Source organism: Alteromonas stellipolaris, assembly GCF_001562115.1.
Classification (GTDB): Bacteria; Pseudomonadota; Gammaproteobacteria; order Enterobacterales; family Alteromonadaceae; genus Alteromonas; species Alteromonas stellipolaris.
In genome coordinates, this window is the sequence record NZ_CP013926.1 from 1,357,373 (window position 1) to 1,375,227 (window position 17,855).

17 protein-coding genes and 1 pseudogene are annotated in these 17,855 nt (G+C 41.4%); 6 read left to right on the plus strand and 12 right to left on the minus strand.

All coding sequences use genetic code 11. The features are described 5' to 3' along the window. Window positions 1–50 precede the first annotated feature (50 nt). The 4 genes from ubiG to yfaE all read left to right on the plus strand — a co-directional run bounded on the left by ubiG (window position 51) and on the right by yfaE (window position 5,195). Entirely contained in the window at window positions 51–755 is a 705-nt protein-coding gene (ubiG, locus tag AVL57_RS05595; RefSeq protein ID WP_057791959.1) for a bifunctional 2-polyprenyl-6-hydroxyphenol methylase/3-demethylubiquinol 3-O-methyltransferase UbiG, read from the plus strand. Window positions 756–1,309: 554 nt separating this feature from the next. Beyond that, a complete protein-coding gene (gene nrdA / locus AVL57_RS05600) occupies window positions 1,310–3,631 on the plus strand; it encodes a class 1a ribonucleoside-diphosphate reductase subunit alpha (protein ID WP_057791960.1) in 2,322 nt (773 codons plus the stop codon). Between the two features lie 86 nt (window positions 3,632–3,717). Then, complete coding sequence (nrdB, locus tag AVL57_RS05605) at window positions 3,718–4,848, plus strand: class Ia ribonucleoside-diphosphate reductase subunit beta (RefSeq protein ID WP_057791963.1); 1,131 nt, start codon at window positions 3,718–3,720, stop codon at window positions 4,846–4,848. A gap of 74 nt (window positions 4,849–4,922) precedes the next feature. Further along, the gene (gene yfaE, locus AVL57_RS05610) at window positions 4,923–5,195 is read left to right on the plus strand and encodes a class I ribonucleotide reductase maintenance protein YfaE (RefSeq protein ID WP_057791965.1); all 273 of its coding nucleotides are present in this window, start codon (window positions 4,923–4,925) and stop codon (window positions 5,193–5,195) included. 93 nt (window positions 5,196–5,288) lie between these two features. On the opposite strand, the gene AVL57_RS05615 is transcribed toward yfaE, so the two are convergent. The 4 genes from AVL57_RS05615 to AVL57_RS05630 form a co-directional block, all read right to left on the minus strand. Further along, a complete protein-coding gene (locus tag AVL57_RS05615) occupies window positions 5,289–6,776 on the minus strand; it encodes a sensor histidine kinase (RefSeq protein ID WP_057791968.1) in 1,488 nt (495 codons plus the stop codon). Between the two features lie 4 nt (window positions 6,777–6,780). Further along, window positions 6,781–7,494 (minus strand): winged helix-turn-helix domain-containing protein, encoded by a 714-nt coding sequence (locus AVL57_RS05620; protein WP_057791969.1) that lies wholly within the window; start codon window positions 7,492–7,494, stop codon window positions 6,781–6,783. A gap of 131 nt (window positions 7,495–7,625) precedes the next feature. Further along, window positions 7,626–8,348, minus strand: coding sequence for a spondin domain-containing protein (locus tag AVL57_RS05625; RefSeq protein WP_057791971.1), 723 nt, complete (start codon window positions 8,346–8,348; stop codon window positions 7,626–7,628). A gap of 10 nt (window positions 8,349–8,358) precedes the next feature. Then, window positions 8,359–9,063, minus strand: coding sequence for a spondin domain-containing protein (locus tag AVL57_RS05630; protein ID WP_057791978.1), 705 nt, complete (start codon window positions 9,061–9,063; stop codon window positions 8,359–8,361). A gap of 277 nt (window positions 9,064–9,340) precedes the next feature. Here AVL57_RS05630 and AVL57_RS05635 point away from each other — a divergent pair, with 277 nt between their 5' ends. Further along, window positions 9,341–11,317 carry an AsmA family protein gene (locus tag AVL57_RS05635; protein ID WP_057791981.1) on the plus strand — a complete coding sequence of 659 codons (1,977 nt, stop codon included), beginning with the start codon at window positions 9,341–9,343 and terminating at the stop codon, window positions 11,315–11,317. 272 nt (window positions 11,318–11,589) lie between these two features. Here AVL57_RS05635 and AVL57_RS05640 read toward each other — a convergent pair whose 3' ends face one another. The 5 genes from AVL57_RS05640 to AVL57_RS05660 form a co-directional block, all read right to left on the minus strand. Then, on the minus strand, window positions 11,590–12,582 hold the full coding sequence (locus AVL57_RS05640) for an NAD-dependent epimerase/dehydratase family protein (protein ID WP_082604922.1): 993 nt from the start codon (window positions 12,580–12,582) through the stop codon (window positions 11,590–11,592). Between the two features lie 72 nt (window positions 12,583–12,654). After that, the gene (locus tag AVL57_RS05645) at window positions 12,655–13,026 is read right to left on the minus strand and encodes a MerR family transcriptional regulator (RefSeq protein WP_057791983.1); all 372 of its coding nucleotides are present in this window, start codon (window positions 13,024–13,026) and stop codon (window positions 12,655–12,657) included. Between the two features lie 99 nt (window positions 13,027–13,125). Continuing rightward, window positions 13,126–13,815: a hypothetical protein gene (locus AVL57_RS05650; RefSeq protein WP_057791985.1), complete on the minus strand. Its 690-nt coding sequence runs from the start codon at window positions 13,813–13,815 to the stop codon at window positions 13,126–13,128. Window positions 13,816–13,895: 80 nt separating this feature from the next. Next, complete coding sequence (locus tag AVL57_RS05655) at window positions 13,896–14,450, minus strand: GNAT family N-acetyltransferase (protein ID WP_057791987.1); 555 nt, start codon at window positions 14,448–14,450, stop codon at window positions 13,896–13,898. Between the two features lie 427 nt (window positions 14,451–14,877). Next, entirely contained in the window at window positions 14,878–15,339 is a 462-nt protein-coding gene (locus AVL57_RS05660; protein WP_057791989.1) for a hypothetical protein, read from the minus strand. Window positions 15,340–15,481: 142 nt separating this feature from the next. Between AVL57_RS05660 and AVL57_RS21405 the strand changes: the two are divergent. Continuing rightward, a pseudogene (locus tag AVL57_RS21405) lies at window positions 15,482–15,678 on the plus strand (IS110 family transposase); the annotation flags it as partial. A gap of 103 nt (window positions 15,679–15,781) precedes the next feature. Here AVL57_RS21405 and AVL57_RS05665 read toward each other — a convergent pair. The 3 genes from AVL57_RS05665 to AVL57_RS05675 all read right to left on the minus strand — a co-directional run bounded on the left by AVL57_RS05665 (window position 15,782) and on the right by AVL57_RS05675 (window position 17,851). Then, complete coding sequence (locus AVL57_RS05665; RefSeq protein WP_057791991.1) at window positions 15,782–16,384, minus strand: class I SAM-dependent methyltransferase; 603 nt, start codon at window positions 16,382–16,384, stop codon at window positions 15,782–15,784. Between the two features lie 160 nt (window positions 16,385–16,544). Continuing rightward, a complete protein-coding gene (locus AVL57_RS05670; RefSeq protein ID WP_057791993.1) occupies window positions 16,545–17,060 on the minus strand; it encodes a hypothetical protein in 516 nt (171 codons plus the stop codon). A 302-nt stretch (window positions 17,061–17,362) separates the two neighbouring features. Further along, on the minus strand, window positions 17,363–17,851 hold the full coding sequence (locus AVL57_RS05675) for a hypothetical protein (protein ID WP_057791995.1): 489 nt from the start codon (window positions 17,849–17,851) through the stop codon (window positions 17,363–17,365). Window positions 17,852–17,855: the final 4 nt, after the last annotated feature.

Below are 17,855 nucleotides of genomic sequence, written 5' to 3' on the forward strand. Positions count from 1 at the left end.
CTCTATATCAGTGCAAAATAATAAGCTGGCGCAGAAAGGAAAAAATATAAATGACAAACGTTGATGAGCAGGAAATTGATAAGTTTTCAGAGTTAGCCTCACGATGGTGGGATCCTGAAGGTGAGTTCAAACCTCTACATTTAATTAACCCACTTCGTTTAGATTTTATTAATCAACACAGTAACGGCTTGTTTAACAAAAAAGTCGTAGATATTGGTTGTGGCGGCGGCATATTAGCAGAGTCGATGGCGAAAGCCGGTGCTGAAGTTGTGGGCCTAGATATGGCAAGTGCATCATTAGAAATTGCCAAGCTTCACGGTTTAGAGTCGGGCATTAACGTTGAGTACCACTGCGTGACCGCTGAATCATTCGCAGACAGTCATGCTGGTGAGTTCGATGTAGTTACCTGTATGGAAATGCTAGAGCATGTGCCAGATCCCGCTTCGGTAGTGCGAGCTTGCGCTAAATTGGTTAAGCCTGGCGGGCATGTTTTCTTCTCTACATTAAATCGAAATATAAAGTCTTATTTAATGGGGATCGTTGGCGCTGAGTATTTATTAAAGCTTGTTCCAAAAGGCACTCACGATCATTCTCGATTCATTAAACCTTCTGAACTCATGCAGATGACAGATGAGGCTGGTTTGTTACCACGAGATATGACCGGCTTACATATGGACCCAGTTTCCCAAGGTTTTTATCTGTCTGACCGGAATGTGGATGTTAACTACCTACTATATACGGTGTCGCAAGATTAATTAGCACTACATATTGGGGCTTGTTGATAATTTCAACACCACATATCGTGTTTAGGTGTTAAGTACGATATTAAGTTAAATTATTTTAAGCCTCGATCATTTTTTCGAATAGTACTTGCAATCACTATATTTAAGGCTTGTAGAAAGCTAAAAAGTTAGTCACTACTAACCTAAAATCCGTGCCAGTTTAAGTGGTCGTTTAAGCACCAGATATTGGGTTGCATTGTGACGCAAACCTCACTATCTTGTGTTTAATCCAACGCGGGATCCCAAAGCGATTTTTGGGGTAACATTGAGATCGACAACGATCCTTTCACTGCGTTTTTTCGGATGATCAGACAAAACATACTATTAATGAAAAGAATTCAGCGGCTCCTCTCAAACTTATGCGCTAATAAGTTTAGGGTTGGTCGTGATTAGTTGTGTAAATCGCGCAAATGGTCTTACGCAGATGTATTACTTCGCAGTGAAACAACTAACCTAAAAAAGAATACACATTATAACAGGGTGATATACCCACGCCTCGCGCGCTAACAGACAACGGCCAGAGTAACATGAATAATAGTTTATCCGTCACCAAGCGAAATGGTGAGCAAGAATCCATCGACTTAGAAAAAATTCATAAGGTGGTGACATGGGCTGCAAAAGGACTTGAGAACGTCTCAGTTTCACAAGTTGAAATTAAAGCTCAAATTCAGTTTTTCGACGGTATCAATACCAGCGAAATTCACGAAACCCTTATCAAATCAGCAGCTGACTTAATTTCTACAGACGCGCCTGATTACCAATACTTGGCAGCTCGCCTTGCTATTTTCCACCTTCGCAAGAAAGCCTACGGTCAGTTCGAGCCCCCTGCACTGTTTAACCATGTCACTAACATGGTTGAGATGGGCAAATACGATAAGCATTTAATTGAAGATTATACTGCTGAAGAATTTGCCGAGATGGATACCTACATCGATCATTGGCGCGACATGAACTTCAGCTACGCCGCCGTTAAGCAGCTTGAAGGTAAATACCTGGTTCAAAACCGTGTAACCGGTGAAATTTACGAAAGTGCCCAGTTCCTTTATATTTTGGTAGCAGCGTGTCTGTTCGCTAACTACCCGAAAGATACCCGTATGAGCTATATTCGTCGTTTCTACGATGCTGCTTCTACGTTTAAGTTATCACTACCTACGCCTATTATGTCTGGTGTACGTACCCCTACTCGTCAATTTAGCTCGTGTGTATTAATTGAAACTGGCGACAGCCTTGATTCAATCAACGCCACGGCTAGCGCTATCGTTAAATACGTAAGCCAGCGAGCTGGTATCGGTGTGAATGCTGGCCGTATTCGCGCATTAGGTAGCCCTATTCGCGGCGGTGAAGCTTTCCACACGGGTTGTATTCCATTCTATAAATACTTCCAAACAGCGGTTAAAAGCTGTTCTCAGGGCGGTGTTCGCGGTGGCGCAGCTACCTTGTTCTACCCGCTATGGCATATGGAAGTTGAATCGTTATTAGTGCTTAAGAACAACCGTGGTGTTGAAGAAAACCGTGTTCGTCACTTAGACTACGGCGTACAGTTCAACAAACTCATGTATCAACGCATGATGAAAGATGACTATATTTCACTATTTAGTCCATCTGACGTACCTGGTCTTTACGATGCTTTCTTTGCTGATCAACAAAAGTTCGAGCGTTTGTATGTTCAATACGAAAACGACGACAACATTCGCAAGAAGCGCATTAAAGCCATGGAGCTTTTCAGCTTGTTCATGCAAGAGCGTGCAAGCACAGGTCGTATTTACCTTCAAAACGTTGACCACTGTAATACTCACAGCCCGTTCAACCCTGAAGTAGCACCTGTACGTCAAAGTAACCTTTGTCTTGAAATTGCACTACCTACTAAGCCGTTGCAGCACGTTAACGACGAAGAAGGTGAAATTGCCCTTTGTACGCTGTCTGCTTTCAACTTAGGCGCCATTAAGTCGCTAGACGAATTTGAAGAGTTGTCAGACCTTGCAGTACGTGCGCTTGATAACCTACTCGATTACCAAGACTACCCAGTTCCAGCGGCATACAATGCCACTATGGGTCGCAGAACCTTAGGTGTGGGTGTTATCAACTTCGCTTACTACTTAGCGAAAAATGGTGTGAAATATTCAGACCATAGCGCTAATGGTCTTGTTCACCGCACGTTTGAAGCAATGCAGTATTACCTACTGAAAGCATCAAACAATCTTGCAAAAGAAAAAGGCGCGTGTCCTAAGTTTAACGAAACCACTTATTCGCAAGGCATTATGCCTATCGATAGCTACAAGAAAGATCTTGATGGCGTATGTAACGAGCCTCTTCATTACGATTGGGATGCGCTTCGTGAAGAAATTAAGACTCACGGTTTACGTAACTCTACCTTGTCTGCGTTAATGCCTTCTGAGACATCTTCTCAGATTTCAAACGCAACCAACGGTATTGAGCCGCCACGTGGCTTTATTAGTATTAAATCAAGTAAAGACGGTGTGCTTAAGCAAGTAGTACCAGAGTACGAGCGCTTAAGAGATAAGTACGAATTGTTGTGGGACATTCCTTCGAACGATGGTTACTTACAGCTAGTAGGTATTATGCAGAAGTTTATCGACCAAACTATCTCTGCTAACACCAACTACGATCCTAGCCGTTATGACGGTAACAAGGTTCCTATGAAGCTGTTACTGAAAGACCTATTAACAACCTACAAACTGGGTGTGAAAACCCTGTATTACCACAACACACGCGATGGTGCGACAGACGCTTCAGCATTAGAAGTTAAAGCCAATGAGCCGTTACCTCGTCAAGAAGAAGTGGTTATAGAAGAAGACGATGATTGTGCAGGCGGTGCGTGCAAAATTTAGCACGCACTCGCTTTTGCGAAATCGGTATCGCAGCAAGAACATAAATAATAAAACGCGTTTATCATTAAGTTTTTAGTTAGGCACTCATGAAATATACTACGTTTAATCAGCAAAGTACCAACCCATTGGTTGAACCTATGTTTTTCGGTAATCCGGTGAATGTAGCCCGTTACGACCAACAAAAGCATGCCATTTTCGAAAAGCTTATTGAAAAGCAGATTAGCTTTTTCTGGCGCCCTGAGGAAGTAGATGTATCTCGCGATCGAGTTGATTTTCAAAAATTAACCGACCCTGAAAAGCACATCTTTATTTCAAACTTGAAATACCAAACCCTATTAGACTCGGTACAAGGCCGCAGCCCTAATATTGCCTTTCTACCTATCATCTCGTTGCCTGAGCTTGAGACCTGGGTGGAAACATGGTCTTTCTTTGAAACCATTCACTCTCGCTCTTACACGCACATTTTGCGCAACCTGTTTTCAGATCCTAGCGATATTTTTGAAGACATTGTGGTTAACGATGAAATTAAGCGCCGTGCCGCCGACATTTCGAAGTACTACGACGACCTTATTTTTGCCACTCAATTATGGCAAACGCAAGGTGAAGGTGTGCACACAGTTGATGGCGTGCCTCATACCATCAACATGTACGAACTAAAGAAAAAACTGTATTTGTGCATGAACTCAGTAAATGCCTTAGAAGCAATTCGTTTCTACGTGTCGTTTGCTTGTACGTTTGCTTTTGCGGAACGCAAGTTGATGGAAGGTAATTCAAAAATTATCCGCCTGATTGCCCGCGATGAAAACCTGCATTTGTCTTCTACCCAACATATTTTAAATTTGTGGGCACGAAGCAAAGACGATCCTGAAATGGCGCAAATTGCAGAAGACTGCAAAGAAGAAGCACGCGCTATTTTCATGAACGCGGTTGAGCAAGAAAAAGAATGGGCTGATTACCTATTCAAAACCGGCTCTATGATTGGCCTTAACAAAGAAATCCTTTGTTCTTACGTTGAATATATTGCGAATCAACGTATGACGGCAATTGGTCTAGATGCGCCATTTGAAATCAGCAGTAACCCTCTACCGTGGATGAATAACTACCTTAACTCTGACAACGTTCAGGTTGCACCACAAGAGTCTGAAATTAGTTCTTATTTGGTTGGTCAAATTGACTCTGCCGTTAGTGAAGACGATTTTGCTGATTTCGAGCTCTAGCGCGAAGCTAATTTCGAGCGCTAACGCTTACAAAGCACGCAGAGAAAAAACGCCGGAATCAACACCGAAAAATAATGAGCAATAATGATAAAACACTCCGCATCGACGTTGTCGATGTGGGGTGTATTTCTTCTCCCCCTGATACTACGCTTCTTACCGCCCTTGAAGCCGCTAACATCAATATTCACTACCATTGCCGTGAAGGCTTTTGCGGTGCGTGTAGAACTAAGCTGATTGAAGGCGAAGTAGAATACACTACCGATCCCCTCGCCTTTATTGATGATGACGAAATTCTTCCATGCTGCTGCGTAGCCTTATGCCCGCTTAAAATCAAAGTACCGTTATAATCCACGCACCGTTGTATTTAACCTACCGTTGTATTTAACCTACCGTTGTATTTAACCTACCGTTATAATTAACCTACCGATACAAATTTAACTTTAATGGCTGTTCGCTAACGTAAGTTCAAAGCTGAAACACGTGCCCTTCCCTAATTGACTCTCTACTCGCAAATCTGAATTAAGCAGTGTCATAAGCTTTTTGCAAATAGCCAAACCTAAACCTGCGTGGCTACAGGTGTCTTTTTCTGTATTACTGGCCTGATACCTAGCATCAAAAATATAGGCAATTTCTTTATCGCTAATACCAATGCCAGTATCACGAATATCTACTCTTAGCTTATCGTTGTGTAGCACCACAGCAAGGTCTATGCTGCCATCTGCTGGGGTGTGGCGAATAGCATTGGCAATAAGATTCGTAAGCACACGCTCAAGTTTACCAATATCAGCAAACACGTAGTATTCAAAGTGGTCGGGAATAACTTTAATGGCGATATTTTTCTGTTTGGCTTCAAGCTCAAATTTTGCCGCTACGTCGTGCAGCAATTCGCCTAGCGGGAAAGACTCTTGATGCAAGGTAACTTGTCCGCCTTCTAAATACGCTAGCTCGAATATTTGATCGATAAGATGCTTTAAATTTTTCGCATTTTTTAAAGAGATATCTACAAAGTGCCTTCTATCTTCTTTAGACAAGCTATCTTCATTTAGCGCAAGCGTTTCAATGTAACCTTGAAGACTAGCCAAAGGAGTGCGAAGGTCGTGAGATAAGTCGGCCAACAATACTCTGCGCTGGCTATCAATTTTATTAAGCTGGTCGAACTGGTTGTCTATATGGGTAAGCATGTCGGTAAATGCACTGCCCAAACGGTCTATCTCGTTGGCACTGTTTCTGTTCCATTTAGCCAAGTGAGGGGGCAATTTTTCACGATGAAAATCAGCTTCACGCACGCTGTCCATATCATCGCTTAAGCGCCTTAATGGCGTGGTAAAATATTTAAATAACACAAGAAGGGCCAACAATAATAAAAACAAACCAACAAACATGAACAACGCCACTTCGCGCATGCTCTGGCTGTTTTGTAAATTCGCGATAATAGAATCGTAACGCTCACCACCAATAATAACGTAAAGGTAGCCCTGCAACTTCTCATTGTTATAAACCGGTGCTGCCGAAAATATTTTTTGCAGGCCAATATTTCTTGGGTCGTCGCCTTCAATAGGAAAATCGCGATCGGTATTAATCAGTTGTTTTATCGGCGCGATATCCACCGACGTAGCTTTTACTTTGCCAGGTTCAGCTGAATACGTGAGTATGGTGCCCTCAGGGTCTAAATAATAAAACTCGAAGCTTGGCCCTAGTATCATTAACGTATGAAAAAGATTTCCAAGGGCTTCATAATCGTATACGCCTTCTTTTAGCAGCGGATTATCGCTAACCAAGTGTTCGGCCAACCCGATATGCAGTTTTTGTTCAGCTTCTTGTTGAGTACGCTTTTGCAATAAATTTGTGGAGTAAAAACAGGCAATCATCACCACCATAAATACGCCAACCAAGCACGCAGCAAGGCGAGGATAAAAGCCAAATTTCATGGGGTTAAACTCCTTGAGGATTAAATTTATACCCTACGCCCCAAACGGTTTGTACGATTTGAGGTGCAGTAGCATCGTTTTCTAATTTTGAACGCAACCGATTAATGTGCGAGTTCACCGTGTGCTCGTATCCACTATGGTGATAGCCCCACACCGACTCTAATAACTGACTACGACTAAACACTTGTCCAGGGTGGCTGGCCAAATGATGAAGCAGTTCAAATTCAGTGGCGGTTAGTACCAGTTCTTCATCAGATAGAAACACCTGATGGTTCCGTTGATCGATAGTTAATCGGCCTAGTGTTAACGGTGTATCTGCTTGTGGTTGAGTCGCTTGAGTTTGTTGCACCACATGATATTTTCGAAGCTGAGAACGCACCCTTGCTTGCAGCTCCCTTACGCTAAAAGGTTTTGTCATGTAATCATCAGCGCCAAGCTCTAACCCCAAGACCCTATCGGTTTCAGAGGTTTTCGAGGTAAGCATAATAATGCTTTGCATAGGTAAGGCATCGCGCACCTTCCTACATATATCTAGGCCACTCATACTAGGTAGCATTACATCCAGAATCACAATGGCGTATTCATCAGATAACGCGCATTCCAGTGCTATTTTTCCGTCAGTTTGATGTTCTATTTCAACACCTAGTTCTAACAGATTAACCCGCATTAAATTGGCGATATCTTGGTCGTCTTCAACGATTAATATTTTGTCGGTCATTTTTTGGGAAAGCCACAGTTCAAAAACTAATAGAACGATGGAAAAGCGTTAATCTTTCACAAGATTAACGCTTTTTATTTACTTACCCGTTAAATTAGACTTTTGTCTAATGCGAGGGGCATAGCTGCTCATTACTCTGTTCGCGTAATTTGAATACGAATAACAGGGTTATCGAACTTGTGTTCAACCGTTAGCGCAGAGCTTGAAAGCCCATCGTCAGCGCTAACCACACCAGGGTGCATAGAGATAAACCCTGTGTCGTCACGACTTGGGCTAAAGCCCTCTCCGTTTGCGGCAGGCCCTGGTACTGTTGTTGCACTTTCAGTGTTTGCTTCTGTACCAGCGTCATAAGCTGGACGCGTAGTGGTATAAGTAGCACCCACTTCAAGGTTCGCTAAGCTCCAACTATTGATACCGGTAAAGGCATCGTTGGTATTGCCCAACATAGCGGCAATAGTAAGGTTAGCGTCTGTGATATCGTTAATCGATACACTAATGGTTTGTGAATCGCCTGGGGTAATTGGGCCAACACCGCCAGCACTTGCATCACCTAGCATTAAAAAGTCGGCAGAATCACCTTGTTCAGCAATACGCTCTAACTCGACCGATGCGACTGCACCTACTTCCCACAACGTACCTTCGCTATGCAGCACTACCGCGGGCGGTGATACTGGCTGACCATTCGTTAAATTGGTCACGGTTACATCGTAAGATACCGGCACTGGATCTGGAATTTCAGCTGGCACTTCTACTTCGACTATTACTTCACGGGTATCGTCATCGCCACACGCCGCAAGCAAAAAGGGTAAAGTAAGTACCAATGCTTTTTTATAATGTTTGGCTAAATATTGCATAACAGCCTCCTTATCGTACGGTTACTGTTACTTTAGCTACTGGGTTCAACCAACGATGAACGGCATTATCTACATCACTTGCACCTTCCGTTAACGAGTCGTCACCAATGTTACCGCGGTGAATATGTACGGTAGCGTTAGTATCTGCGCCCGCTACACCGGTTCCACCTGTGCCTAACATAGGATCTAGTGGTGGTGGTACTGGCATACCCGCCATACCTGGTTCACCGCTTCCACGAAGTTCGTCATTCGCTTCTGTTCCCGCATCGTAGGCATTTACGTAAACCGTATATGTGCCAGCTTCCGTTGGAATTGCCCAGTTATCTAATCCAATGAAGCCATCATTAGAAGGTAAAATCATAGCAACCACAGACAACACAACGTTGTCGTCAGCTGTCATTAAATCGGCTGAGGTAGACATGGTTGGCGCTAAAAGCCCGCCTGCTGGGTTAGCAATAACGTCTGCACCAATAGCGGTACCAATGGTAGCAATACCGTCTAGGCTGCCGCCTTCGGCCATCATTTGAATTTCAGTACTGGCAGCTTCACCCACTTCAAACAAACTAGCATCGGCAGTGTGCGCTACAGCAGCAATAGGTGTGAAGTACAACCCATGAGTTAAGTTTTGTATTTCTACTGTTATATCAGCAGCGAAACTTTGTTGGCTTGCGAACGCAAGCAATGCCGCTGCAGAAATTTTATTAAATCGCTTCATGATGTTTCCTTAGTAATGAATGAGTGTTAACGCCCTAACAATACTGAAAGAAAGATGTCACGAAAGTATCCAGAAAATGGGACAAAAATGTTCTGATGGCATAACAGGTTTGTAAAAAGTGGTACCTATATGTTGCAGACTTTTGATGAAAATAGAATATGAAGTGTATGGGCTAGAGATATTTTTTAACTTGCCATCCTGTTTACAATATCTAAAATGAATCTTTACTAATATTTACAAAACGATAAAAAACCGCAAATCAGAAAAGGAAGTCTACGTGAAGTACGCCTCTATTAATTATAAAACTCCCTTATTTTCTTTATTAACCCTTTCGCTCATCAGTGCCTGTGGTGGCGGAGGGGGTGGTTCAGACCCAGTTACTCCTCCGGTTCAGGTTACGCCCCCTGTTAGTCTTGCTGGCTATGCAGATGCAGCAAGTGGTATCAGCTTGTCTTCAGTAGATAGTTTGGTACAAATTAGCTTTTTAGCTCATAACACGTTGTTTACCACAGCGCACATTAGCGCTAACAGAGAAGGAAGTTGTTTTAATGGAGGTGTTTACGAACAAACGCTCACCGATAACGACGATAACGCTGTGATTTCAGCCGGTGACCAGGTAACGGTCACCTATAGAGAATGTTACTCTGACAATTTAAATAGTGTTGCTGAAGGCACTGTTCGTTATGACGTAACAGCATTGAATGAACAATCGGATTACGACATTACTATTGATGCCAGTTCATTAACGGTAGATGAAAGCATAAACCTGGTAGGTTCGCTACGTGTGAACTATCAGCGTGAAGAAACTCAGTCTGTTATGACCGTAACGACATCTACTGGAATTGATGTTGACATAAACGGTGACACAATCATCACACTTAGTAATATGGAAATTGTGAAGCGTGAAGACTTTGCAGAAGCGCAATATAGCGTGAGTGTAGATGGTGATATTAGGGATGAAGCCTTAGACGGAACATACTCACTGAGTCAAGTTACCCCGTTTTCTGGTTATTTTGACGAGTTCCCTAATGAAGGTGAAATGACTATATCAACAAGCGGAACTGAAAGTATAACAGTGACGGCCAACTTTGTTGAAGACTCAGCGTTATACGATGTTGAATACAAAGACGATTCTTTTTCGCTGTCTTGGGACAGTACAATTGATGGCGCGATAACCGGATTAAATGCTCAACGTAGCTCATATATATACGAGTTTCGTTCAGATAATTTTGATCTAGTATCAGTTCTAGATACAAATACGCTAACAAATTATGGTCTTAATGACAGCTACCAGTTGGTATTTTCAAGACCTGTCGAGTCATTTGTAGCGTCTTACGGTGAAATGGCTTTTCAAGCTGAAGACTGGCCCTTCGATAAGGTACTGGCTAGCGTTGAGATTAATGGCGCTCTCGTTACCATTACCCCAGAAGAAAGCCTGATGGCCGATACGTATTACGATGTATCGAGCTTTATAGTTACAAGCTTTAACCAACATAACTATGATATGTACGTACCTTCGGTGCATACCCGTGACGACATTATTCCGGTGGTAACCTCGCAAACTCATCTCTATCGATTTAACGATACACCTACGTTAAGTGCAGAAGATACAGGTAATAATACCAACGGTGAACTTACCTATCAGTGGCAAGAGTTAAGTGATTCAGGTGTTGTATTTGAAACACCAAACGCGGCTAGCACAACATTTACAGTGCCAGAAACTGCTGACAGTGAGCTTACTATCGAAGTTGTTATTACTTCGGAATACGGATATAGCGTAAATGAAAAAGTGGTTCTAGAGTACGTTGATCCATTTGGTACAATCCTAAGCTTCGATAGCCCAGAGGGTGATTTTGTTGGTGGCGGCGAACAGCGCTTGTTCACTGAAAGTGAGGGTGTATTCACCTTCATCAGCCCTGAAGATGCACCTAATTACTTATCGGTAGACTATCAAACCGACGATTGGTGGACGTTAGATCTTGCCGCTCCCACTGATGAAGTATTAGGTGTTGGCGTATATGAAGGTGCAACCAGATGGCCATTTCAATCCCCTACGGGCCCAGGCCTAGATTTCTCGGGCGCGAGCAGAGGCTGCAATAGATTAAGCGGAAGATTTGAAATACTGGAACTAAGTTACGATGAAAGTGGCAATGTAGAAAGCCTAGCCGTGAACTTTGAGCAAAACTGTGAAGAAACGATGCCTACTCTAAAAGGACTAGTTCGCCACAATAGTAGCGTGCCGTTGAATCAATAAGTGTGAGATTCGCTTTAAATTAAACTATATAAGCCCCTTTCATTAGGGGCTTTTTTTTGCCATCAAAAATACCTAGCTTGCAAAAAGCTTAAATTGTGATTCGCAATATAGTGCCGAAACAAGCCATTACTATGGCAGTTTAAATAAATGAGAACACGATAAGATAACAAGTGTTTTATAAGGAAAGCTCCACGGTGACTCCGCTGCTGTGCATTAAATTTGTTTTATTAATTATAGTGTAACAACAATTTGTAGAGGAATTATGGAGAAGGTCATAATTTGCTTTCGCGCCCGTTTAAATATTCAAATACATCGCGCAGCGCTTCTGATGGTGAGCGAGGCTCGTATCCCAGTTCATTGTGTGCTTTCGTTATCTCATACTCCTGCCTGATGCCATAGAATAAAGCCACTTGGCTTCTAATAAGCTCTGCGGGTTTATCTGTCACCTTAGCTGCCAGCTCTGCGCACAAGGCAATAAAATATATTACCCACTTTGGTAGGCGTGCTGGAACTTTTAAGTTAATTCCCGCTGATTGGGCAGCTTTGTATATTTCAGTAAGTGACGAAGAGTTGTTATTAGCCAATATGTACCGGTTACCAGAACTTCCTTTCGTAGTAGCAGCAACTACGCCTTTTGCCACATCGCGAACATCAACGAAATTAAAGAAAAAATGAGGGTCTATTAGAAGCTTATTGGTTCTAATGGTTTCAATAAACTGCATAGTGTCTGTGAGTCGATTAGCATGAGGACCAATCATTGCAGAAGGTAGAACGGAAACCATCCAAAGATTATACTTTTTTGCCAACTCCCACGCTTTTTGCTCTGACTTTATTTTAGAGTTGTAATAGGCGTTGTTAGATAACGTGTTCCAACTATTTTCGTTTAAATAGCTTCCATCATGGCCAACAGCCGCAACCGAGCTAACATAAACCACTTTTTTCACATTGGCTTCGGCCGCCGCTTTAAGGACAATTTCAGTCCCTTTTACATTCGGCTCGACGATTTCAGTAGTAGGATCTTTAGCCCAATGTTTAAATACCGCGGCAACATGATATAAAATATCGACACCTTCCAGGGCTTTTCTCATTGCGTCTATATCTTGCATTTCGGTATAGACGACTTGGCAGTTCAAGTGGAAAAAATCATCCGCATTTTGGACATCACGCATCCCTGCCCTTACCGTTTCGCCTTGCGCTATAAGCGCTCTAACTACATTTCCTCCTAAATGACCGTTCGCCCCTGTTACCAAACATACATTAGACATCTTGTATTCACCTATAAAGTTATTAAGTGACAAGACTATAAACTCTCCCCCTAGGGGAACAGTCAAGGGCTTTTAATTGTTTGGGTTGTTAAGCGGAAATTGATCAATCAGTTCTTGTTTTAATGACCCTAGCTCAACATCTAGTTGTTTGGCTTTTTCAATCTCGATTCTAATTTGCTTCTGCTTTTGCTCTACGGCATCTATCGCCACTTCAACCGGAAAGCGATTTTCTTTGGCCTTTGCCTCAATCATTGGCAGTAGTTCCGAAAGTTTAAAACCCAGAGATTGCGCTTTTTTTATCATCGAGATTATTACGACGTGATGCTTATCGTAAATGCGGTACTTTCCTAATCTAGACACCTTCGTCAACAACCCTAGCGCTTCGTAGTGATGAATTGCTTTTTTTGATGCGCCAGTAAGTTTTGAAACCTCTCCTATATACATGTTTTTCAATCCTAATGGGTGTAACGCTGACGAAATTGGCATATTGAAGCGAAATGAATAAGGCCACGTGTTAGTGCGGCAGAGAAATTAGGCGACAAGTTATGTTGCATCGACACCAGGATAACCAATTTCTAAAATGTCTTTATCTAGCTGTTTTAATGTTACTTCAGAGTTTACTTCTTTAACCAACTCATCAGTTAAAGGTAAGTGATTATAAAACTTTGCAATAGTTGCAACATCTAAATCTACCTCATAGTACTCTAGAGCAAATACCCTATATGTTTCAGGGTTACAGTCAAAGATTTCTAAAAGATACTCTGAACCATCAGGATCTTCGTCAACTGCAAATTCGAAGTCACCCTTACCCCAAAAGTCTGCCGTGTGAAGTTTCCAAATACAGAACGAAATATTGTCCATAGAGAAAGCAGGCTCTTTAGACGCAGCAATAAATTCAGATGGCAACCCTTTTAATAAATCTGGCCATGGAACTTGACCATCAGTACTCCAAGATGACATTGCAGATTCATGATCAAAACCTTTAACAAAGCAGCCATCTTGAGTGAACAGTACAAAGAAATCATCACCGCAGCCATTTCTCATCGAACCCATTTGTTCATTATCGCCCCAATTTGAGTTGAACGAATAAAAACGTTCATCCCATTCAGGGGACATTATTGCATCTAGCATTGCCAGCGATTGAAGTAGCTTTTTTAACGCTAATACTTCTGGCATTGAGTTTAAATTTTTAGTTGATATAGCATCCAATGCAGGAGACTCCATTTGCAACATAACGCTTCTACAAGCGGGCAAAAGCCAACTGTATTTTGCCTTACTGAATTAATTTTTTATGTGTACGGAAAAGTTAAAACTTATAAAATTTTAGTGATCTCTGGCTTGATAAATAAACCTAGGACCCTTCCGAAAAGGTTTTTGTACATATACTCTATTTCTTTTTTAGAAATACCTGAACCATATATTAACATCTCAAGATTTTCGCCTGGCTCTTTAACTGTAAAACCTGAAGGTAAAAAACCATTGCTCTCATAAAATTCTTTACGTTTAACTCTTTGTTGATAATTACTTGCCTGTTTATCTATGACCTCAATGTTTAAAACTATCCTTTTACCTAAATGTTCATTTTTTAAGGATTCCAGTACTTGACTACCAAAGCCTTTTGAACGGCAAGATTCTAATATTGCAATTGATTGGATAAATACAATATCTTCATATTCTGTTATGTGAATAAGACCAATCCACATATCTTCTGTATGCAAAGCACTAAAACCTAACTTTCCATTCCTCAACTGATACTTGAGAAACCATTTAGGCACTTTCCTCGCTTCGGGGAATGCTTCTTTATAAAGATCTATTACCTTAATATAATTAGCGTTACTACTACTTATAGGTAAGAACGTGATGCTCATAGGGAGTACTCATAACACCGCAGTAAGCGGCTGATAATAGTTGGCTAAAATGGAAAGGAACGAACACAGCCTACTATCATGCGTCCGCCCATAACTTGTTTGTTAGTTTATCGCTTACCCGCAGACCTTTTTACTTTCAAAAGGAATGTTCTTATGACCTAAATATTGTTGAAGCTCACGTCTAGTTTTATCTCCCGCAGTATCGCCATATAAAAAGAAAGACGTTAGCGTTTGTTAACCATACCTGGATTTGTACAACAAACTTATATCAAATACTCTTTTTTGGAGCCATAGTGACTGAATTAATTCTCTAGACTCTTTTTACTTAATACTTTCAAGAGCCTCTAGATAAATAAATGAATCTACTTCTTTCATCCTAAACTCGTCTCAATGAGCGAAGCAAAGGATATTATGTTTTTGTAATATTTCATTGTGTAAATATCAAAAGAGGAAGATCACCAGCCTGTTTAGGAACCGTTACAGGGCCAATTACTAGTTCACCAGTATTTTTATCAACTACTGAAAAATTCACTTTAGTCCAACTATGTTCGCCAAGTTTAATTTGATACTCTGCGGTAGTATCAAAAGATGCTTTAATTGGAGCTTCGGCATGATTGGCACCTTCGTTGTAACATATACTTATTAGCCTCTCTCCAAGTGCAACTCTTGTAGGTTTATCAAATGAGTAACTATTCTGAAAAGCCCCATCGACACGACACAGGTAAATTTTTTCATGACCTTTACCTAGAAATTTTCCGGGACTTTCTTCACCTAAAAAAATAACACTAGGTTCTGATTCTGGTGGCTGTGAATATAAATTTGCATTTCTACCAGTAGAAGAGCAACCAAGCAGCAATGTGGAGAGAGTAAAAATAACTAAAAATTTCATCTGATTTTTCCTGAAATATAGACACAATGACTCCCTGTGAAATGCTAGCCTCCGCATTCTCTTGGGTTAGCTTAAAAAGCCACCGGAACGCAGCACGGAATCATGATTAGTTTGCTTAAGACTAAATCATTTGGAGGCTAGTATGAACAAACATAACATGATTTTTATCGGGTTGGATACGAATAGAGAACTTCACACGAGGTTGCCTATTGTGAAGAGCAGCGTGGAGCACCCCCAGTTCACTTCGGACGTATTCCCTCGTTTAAGGTCAATGTGAAAAAGCTGCTCCGTCAGTTTGAATCTCAATATCCTGGCGCAACACTTCACGTTATTTATGAAGACACAGCCGACTGGTCGAAGAAACACCAACGCCTAAAACAGCGGCGCGCGTTAGTTCGTCCAGCCCGCAGGGCGATGCTGCCTTTGCTTGTGAGGTGATGTGCTAGTACTTTTGCAAAACAATACGCGCCCACTTTACATTCTCTTTATTTGGCAAGATGCTGGATTTATCTTGCACTTCGAAAATGCACACGAAACCATGCTTTTCAAATTGTTGAATAGTGAATTTCGTGTCTGTCGGATAGACCCTTGACCCTAAACCAGCAGGCCCATTTCTGAGTGATATGGCACATCTCCCTCCTTTTTTAATTAGTACGGAGAGACGAATTACCGCCGTTTCCCTTTCAGTGCTATCAATATGGTGCCATACCCCATCAATGAGAACAAAATCGAATTGATCTGTGCCCGCATTTAAGCATGCCATATCAGGAAAGCTACCTTTAAGCCAGGTGATTGATGCGCTTTTATATCTCTTTCTTGCAGCACTCAAGAATTCTGGCATGGGCTCTACAGCTGTAACAGTAAAACCCTCTTGAGCTAATGCTGCTGCATTTTGGCCAGCGCCGGAACCTGCATCTAATATACGAGCAGGTTTAGATGGTAGAAACGCGATAAAATCTTTGCAGACTTCAAAGAAATCTAAGTCTTGGCTGACCTCAATGAAGCGTGAAACAAATTTTTCGTAGCCTTCAGTTCCTGCCACCATGTTTTCACCTAACTCTTAAAAAACTAAAAAAGACATGCATAATTCGCTTCTGCTTTTATCTAACCATCAACTAAAAAGAAGCGTTTACCTAGACAATTGGCGACAAATATAGCCTTCGTAAAACCAGCTTTAACTTCCCAAAGATGCCTGTCTTGTTAAGTTACCTGTTTAGACGGTATAAGCCAGATTCATTAACCCACTTTTCGATTTTTTCTGCATGTTTAGGATTACGTAAGTAGAAAACATTAGTGTCGTCCCAACTTTCAAAGTACACAGCTTCCAACTCAGGTAGCACCACTTTATAAAAATGACTACTACCTACATTGTGTGGGGCGCACATTAGGTAAGCTTCTTTAGCAGCATCCGAGGTAAATTTGCGAAATTGTGGTTTTGCTGAACTCCAACGTCCTTTAAATGTAAAGTTTAGAACTTCAGTATTTTCGATTAGCTTCTTCGCAAATTTAACGAACTTTAAATCTCTACTGAGTTGCTCCTCTTCAGAAACATCAGATAAATATTTAATTGAGTCTTCTGCTCCCAGCCAACGGTCGAAAACTGAAACTGCCATGTAAGTATATTCATCTGTATCATCTACAGCATACAACTTACCAAGATCAGGATACTTTTCTCGCAACTCTATTTGAGATTGTTTATCCAATGCCAGAAATTTACGCATATTTTACCTTGGTAACTTAGACACAATGACTCCCTATGAAATGCTAACCTCCGCATTTTCGTGGGTTAGCTGAAAGCCACCGGAACGCCGGCCGGAACCATAATTAGTTTGCTTAAGACTATATCATTTGGAGGCTAGCATGAATAAACATAGCATGATTTTTACCGGATTGGATACGCGTAAAGAGTTTCAAGAATTTGATTAATAAGAAGAGCAACTAGCTGCGATAACTATTCAATTGTGGCCGTAACCAGATATGCCTGTCTTGTTTAATCTGTTTAGCCCCTAATTTAGTTCCCTTGTTAGCTACCGGCTAATTCAACTACCTCAATAGAAACAGTTCCTAATAGTACTAAACCCCATAAAAAAGAAAAAAAGCCTATTGTACCAAGGATAACAATAAGTCCCCTGAGCGCTGACAAAGTCGTATTCCCAGTTATTTGATCATCACTTAGAGGGAGTCTGCCATCCCAATTTTTATTGATATAAAAACCTTGAATGAGCAATGTGTAATAGCAGACTGAAAATGCAACAATTGTGAATAGCAGCAGTCCCCATGAGATCTTCAAATCCTGTAATATTGAAGTAGTTACTTGGGGAGAATCTTGTTTTAAAAAAAGGCTCATTGAAATAGTCAACGCACCACCAGTAAACAGCAATACTGTTTTCGTGAAAAGGTCAATCCTTTGTCTAAAATCTATACGAAATCCACTCTTTCGTTCTAGGTACTTGTGGTGATCTTCTGGAGATATTTTTCGACGCTCCTCGCCACGTATATTATTTGCTTCCATGATT